3 protein-coding genes and 1 pseudogene are annotated in these 5,883 nt (G+C 72.3%); 2 read left to right on the forward strand and 2 right to left on the reverse strand.

Translation table 11 applies throughout. The annotated features are described in order from the left end of the window. Together ACSNOG_RS31605 and ACSNOG_RS31610 are read left to right on the forward strand one after the other, a co-directional pair. Positions 1–222, forward strand: a pseudogene (locus ACSNOG_RS31605) (hypothetical protein); the annotation flags it as partial. Further along, the gene (locus ACSNOG_RS31610) at positions 219–2,456 is read left to right on the forward strand and encodes a hypothetical protein (protein WP_436756139.1); all 2,238 of its coding nucleotides are present in this window, start codon (positions 219–221) and stop codon (positions 2,454–2,456) included. The pseudogene ACSNOG_RS31605 and the gene ACSNOG_RS31610, both read left to right, overlap by 4 nt. A gap of 14 nt (positions 2,457–2,470) precedes the next feature. Here ACSNOG_RS31610 and ACSNOG_RS31615 read toward each other — a convergent pair whose 3' ends face one another. Then, complete coding sequence (locus ACSNOG_RS31615; RefSeq protein WP_436756140.1) at positions 2,471–4,330, reverse strand: MFS transporter; 1,860 nt, start codon at positions 4,328–4,330, stop codon at positions 2,471–2,473. A 151-nt stretch (positions 4,331–4,481) separates the two neighbouring features. After that, on the reverse strand, positions 4,482–5,883 hold a 1,402-nt coding region (locus ACSNOG_RS31620), incomplete at its 5' end, for a D-alanyl-D-alanine carboxypeptidase family protein (protein WP_436756141.1).

A 5,883-nucleotide genomic window follows, 5' to 3' on the forward strand; every position in this document is an offset into this window, starting at 1 on the left:
CCGCCGCCCCCGCCGCCGCCCGTGCCCGGGCAGCGCGGCGAGCCCGCTGCCGCGGAGGCCGGCGCGTCCGGCGCGTCCGATGTGCAGTGCCCCCGCTGCGGGCGGGTCTCCCCCGGGAGCGCGAAGGTCTGTTCCCAGTGCCGGTACGGCCTCTCCGCTCGCCCCGGGCCGGCGGGGCAGCACGAGCCGCCGGAGAGCGCGTCGGCGGAGCCGTCGGCATGACGTCTCCGAGGGACACCAGGCCGTGGCTCGTGCGCCGCCTGGCCGTGCTGCTGACGGCCACCGCCCTGGCATGCGGCTCTCTCATGACGGCCTACTGGGGGGTGAGCCGCGGCGCCGATGCCGTGCCCGACCGGACGGCGCAGGCGGTGGGGCACGTGGCTGCCACGGAGAAGGACCTGCGGGAGTCGCTGAAGGCCGCGCAGGCCGCGTTGAGCACACCGGTCGACGAGACGGTTCCCGCGACCGAGGGGGCGGGCGCGAACTACCAGGAGCACATCAACGCCGCCTTCAGGAGCCTGGACAGGGCCGCCGCCACCACGGTCACGCCCTCGGGCCGGAACGTGCTGGAGACCGCGGCCGGCCAGCTCTCCTCGTACGACTACCTGATCCAGCAGGCCGCCCGCAGCCACGCCGACGAGAAGCTCCGCAACGCCTACCTGCGCTACGCGGACAGCACCCTGACCCGCGACGACAGCGGTGTCTTCGCCCGGCTCGCGGTCGTCCAGGCCCGTCACGCCCGCGCCTTGAAGGGGCAGACGGAGGCCGGCTGGCTGGTGCTGCTGGCCTGGGGGACGGCCGTGGCGCTGTGGGCCGCGCTGACCTGGCTGCTCATCGACGCCCAGCTCTTCCTGCGCCGCCGTTTCCGCCGCCGCTTCAGCGGCCCCCTCGCGGGCGCCACGCTGCTGGTGGCCGTGCTCATGCCCCTGCTCCTGACCGCCGCCCTGCGCCTGCAGTCCGACCTCCGGTGGGCTCACGGCACCCTCCGGGGAGAGCGCCGGATCGAGGGCCTCGACCCGGACACGGCACACGAGCACATGACCGCCCCGGACTGGCTCACGGCCGTCCCCACCTGGATACCCCTGGCGGCGTTCGTCATCGCCGCCCTGATCGTCCTCGGCCTCCAGCCCCGCATCGAGGAATACCGCTTCGCCCGGGTGCCGCGGAGCCTCGGCCGGAGGATCCGCTCGTTCGAGACCGGGACCGTCCTCCTCGCCCTGTGGATGGTCCTGTTCTTCGCGGTGAGCACCAGTGGCCCGCGCAGCGAGCACAACGGCCGCATCAGCGTCCTGGCCCCGTGGACCGGCGCCGAGGAGAAGCGTTTCAAACAGCTGCTGAACGCCTACTCCGCGAAATACCACGTCGAAGTGCACTACGAGGGCACCACGGCCCTCCGCGAAGCGCTGATCTCCCGGCTCAATTCGGGAAACGCACCGGACGTCGCGATTCTGCCCAGTCTCGGCGAGGTCTACGCCTACGTCGGCTCGAAGCCGACGCCCCGGGAGCTCACCCCCGTCCTGAAGGGGGCCCTGAAGAAGTACGACCCGCTGTGGGCGCCCAGGTTCCCCGGTGACAAGGTCTACGCCGTCGCGGTCAAGGCCGACCTGAAGAGCATCGTCTGGTACGACCCCGCGCGCCGGCGGAGCGGCCGGTGGTGCGCGGGGATGGGCGGCGACGCCACGTCCGGCTGGCCCGGCACCGACTGGATCGAGGACATCCTGCTGCAGCAGAGCGGCAAGAAGGTGTACGAGCAGTGGGCCCGGGGCGAGCTGCCGTGGTCGCGGGGCGCGGTGTCCGAGGCCTGGAAGGCCTTCGGGGACGTCTTCACCCCGAGCACGGCGACGGCCGCCCTCGCCCAGGACTTCGGAACGGACCTCTTCAAGGAGCCCTGCACCCTGCAACACCAGGGCTCGTTCATCCGCACGTCCGACTACACCAAGCGCGCGGGCTTCCTGCCCACCCGGGAGGTGCTGCCGCGGATCGCCCTGCAGCCGCCCGCCTACGAGGTGTCCGCGGACTTCGCGACGCTGTTCGGCAAGAGCAAGGCCGCCGAGGACCTGATGCGGTTCCTCGCCGACGAGGAGGCCCAGAAAGCGTGGGCCAAAGTGCCCGACCCCAAGAAGGGCGGGAACGTCAGCAAGGCCGAGACGGAGAAAACCAACCCCGGCCGCCCCTTCTTCGTCACCCGGGACGCACCGCAGCCCGCGCCGGAACACGAGCCGCTCAACGCCCGCATCGGCAAGGCCCTCCGCGACCCCCAGCGCCCCAAGTGCCTGGACGCCTCGGACGTCATGCCGCTGCGGATGCGCTTCGCCTTCCAGCACGCCGTGCTGGACTACCTCAGCGCCCCGGGACCCGACCGGCAGCAGAAGGTGCTGACCTACCTGGAGAGCGTGCGGCAGAGCCTCGGCGGTGCGCCGCGGACAGCCGGCTCACCGCCGCGCGTCTGCGAGTGAGCCGCCCGGCGGCGCTACTTCGCCAGGTTGTCCGGGCACCCCGTGCCGCGCGGCAGTTTGTAGCGCGCCACGATGTGGTACGTGCCCGGCTTCGGCGCGCGCAGCAGCGTCCAGTTGTCCTCCGGCTTGTCCTCGCGGGCCTCCTGGACCTCCTTGGACAGGCAGCCGTTGACGTTGACCGGCGGCTCGCCGCGCTGGCCCGCCTTCGGGGGACGGACGTCCTTGCCGTCCTCGTCGACCAGGCCCAGCCACGGGGAGTACGGGATGCGGATGAGGACCGGGCCCGCCTTATCCACCTTGATCGTCAGGCCCTCGGCGTCCGAGCGCTCCACGACCGCCGGGGGGTCGGCGAGGGGAGTCGGCGACTCGACCTCGTACAGCCGCCAGTTGCCGTCGGACCACACCTCGCGCAGATACGGCTGGCCCTCGGCGACGAGCTTGGCCTCGTCGACGGCCGCGGGGTCCGGCTCGTCGGTGGGCAGCACGACGTAGTGCACGGCCCAGCGGTCGAGCCAGGCGCGGTAGCTGGAGGAGGTGAGCAGGCCGGGCTCGTAGAAGAGCGGGTTGCGCTCGCGGTCGGCCTGACGGTTCCAGCCGCGGGCGAGGTTGACGTACGGGCTGAGGGCCGAGGACTCGCGGTGGCTGCGGGCGGGCACGACCTCAACCCGGCCCCCCGCCGCCTCGGACTGGTGCAGCCGGTGCACGAGGGGCGCGAGCTCGCGGGCCCAGGACGCGGCGGGCGTGGTGTGCATGATGTCGCCGATGGAGACGGCGAGCTGCCACACCGTGCACGTGGCCAGCGCCAGAATGAGCGCCGTCCAGCGCAGGCCGCTCTTGAGCAGCTCGGCCGGCCGCGGCACGTTCAGCTCCGGCAGGGCCGCGACCAGCACCGTCCCGCCGAAGATCATGCCGAGCCGGGAGACGTTGGTGCCGATCTGGGAGGGGATGAGCCAGACCAGCAGGACGGCCAGGACGTAGAGCGCCGAGGCCATCCGGACCGTGCGCCACTCCTTCGGGACGAACAGCACCCCGAAAACGCCGCTGAGCAGCGGCAGGATCGCCGAGACGAACTGCATCGGCTGGTGGCCCGAGAACGGGAACAGCCACGCCGACAGGCCCACCACGACGGCCGGGGAGACGCCCAGCGCGTACGCCGCCGGGCGGCGCTTGCCCAGCCACAGGGCGGCCGCGACGAAGCCCACGAACAGGCCGGCGACCGGACTCGACGCCGTCGCCAGCGCGGCGGCCAGCGCGGCCAGGCCCGCGCGGCCCCAGCGGTACTTGCCCTCCGAGCGCCAGCGCATCGGCCAGGCGAAGATCACGGCGACGGCCGCCAGGCCGAACATCGTGCCGAGCCCGAAGGTGACCCGGCCGGAGATCGCGTTGCAGACCAGCGCGAAGGTGCCGTACAGGGCCGGCACGAGCGGCCGGCGCACGACCCTGCTGCGCACGAGCAGCAGGGCGATCAGGCCCGCGGAGAGCGTGCCCGCGATCATCATCGTGGTGCGGACGCCGATGCTGGCCATCAGGTACGGCGAGATCACGCTGTACGAGACGGGGTGCATGCCGCCGTACCAGGCGAGGTTGTACGCCGAGTCGGGGTGCTGGCCCACGAACTCGGCCCAGGCGTCCTGGGCGGCCAGGTCGCCGCCGCTGTTCGCGAAGACGAAGACCCACAGCACGTGCAGCACCGCGGCCACGCCCAGGGTCGCGAGGACGGGCCGGCCGGCCGCCGCGCGCGCCGCGCGCCGCAGACGCCCGCGCAGACCCGTACCGCCGGACGGCTGCGGGGCTCCCGGCCGGACGGAACCCCGCCCGTCCTGCTCACCCGGCTCGTCCGGCCTGCCGGCCCGTGCCGGATCCACCGTGGTCACTCCGTCTCCCCGTCTTCCCCGAGGTCAACCCCCATCTTCACGCTGCCCCGGTCCTGCGGGTAGCGGCACGGCGCGGCCGTGCTCAAACCCTCGCGACGCTAGCACGCCGCGAGGGACCGGCAGGGGCGGCGACCGCCGCCCCCGGTGCGCCTCAGCCGAGGCGCGTGAGCTTCGCGCCGAAGCCCGGCTCGGCCAGCGGCTTCTTCAGCGCCACCGGCACCCGGACCTGGCCCGGGCCGCTGCCCACGGTCAGCATGCCGACCTCGGCACCCGACTTCGCCGCGTGCGGCAGCTTGTGGCCGCCGTCGTTGAGCGCCAGGCCGACGGTCAGACCCGCCCAGCCGACGGCCGTGACGTCCTTGGTCGCCACGACCGGGGTGCGGCCGCCGAGGCCGTCGTCCACGGCGCCCACGACGTCGCCCTTCTTGACGACCGTCTTCGCCTCGAGCGCCTTCTTCGCGGACTCGATGGCGTCCTTGGTCGCCGCGACCACCGAGTCGATGATCGGCGTCTTGTGCTGCGCCAGCACCGCTCCGATGATCAGCTGCGTGGTGCCGCCGATCTTCTTCTCCGCGGCGAAGAGCAGGTTGCCGCCGGCCGCGGTGGTCGTACCGGTCTTGATGCCGGTGCCGTACAGCGGAACGATCGGGTTGAAGTTCTTCTGCTTCTCGCCGTTGCTGTCGATGTACTCCGTCAGCCCCGAGATCTCCTTGAAGACCGGGTCCGCCATGGCCTTCCTGCCCAGCTTCACCAGGTCCTTCGCGGTGCTCTTCGTCGTCGCGTCGAAGCCGCTCGGGTCGGTGAACGTCGTGTTCACCATGCCGAGGTCCTTGGCGGTGTCGTTCATCTTCTTGACGAACGCCTCCTCGGAACCGGCGTCCCAGCGGGCCAGCAGCTTGGCGATGTTGTTCGCCGACGGCAGCATCAGCGCTTCCAGCGCCTCGTACTCCGAGAGCTTCTGGCCCTCGGTGACCCGGACCAGCGACTCGCCCTCCGGCTTGCCCTTCTGGTAGTCGCTCACCGCCTTGGAGTCGACCGTCATGAGGGCGCCCTTCTTGTCACCCTTCTTCATCGGGTGATCACGAAGGGTGATGTACGCGGTCATCACCTTCGTGACGCTCGCGATCGGGACGGGCTTCTCCTCGCCGGACTCGCCCAGCGGGCCGAGACCGTCGACCTCGACGTACGCCTGGCCGGTCGCCGGCCACGTCATCTGCGCCTTGTCGCCGTCGAACTTGAACGCCTTGTTCGCCGTGAGCACCAGCTTCGGCTCCGGCAGCGGGCGGAACGCCTGCACCACGCAGAAGACGATCGCCAGCAGCACGACCAGCGGCGTCCAGATCTTCACCCGGCGCAGGACCGTGCGGACGGGCGTCTCCGGCGGCGGAGGCGTGTTCGTCAGCTGCGCCAGCAGGTCCAGCGGCGCCGCGGGCTGCCCCGCCGCCGGCGGAACGGTGGGACCGCCGCCGCCCGGCTTCGGGGGCAGCGGCTGCTGCTTCGTCCGCTCCGAGGGGGCGGGCGGGGTGACGCTGACCGGAATGGCGGGCTTGGCG

The organism is Streptomyces sp. URMC 124, assembly GCF_051386455.1.
Classification (GTDB): Bacteria; Actinomycetota; Actinomycetes; order Streptomycetales; family Streptomycetaceae; genus Streptomyces.

Coding starts and splice junctions, on each gene's coding strand:
- ACSNOG_RS31610 (WP_436756139.1), top strand. CDS start 219: ATGACGTCTCCGAGGGACACCAGGCCGTGGCTCGTGCGCCGCCTGGCC.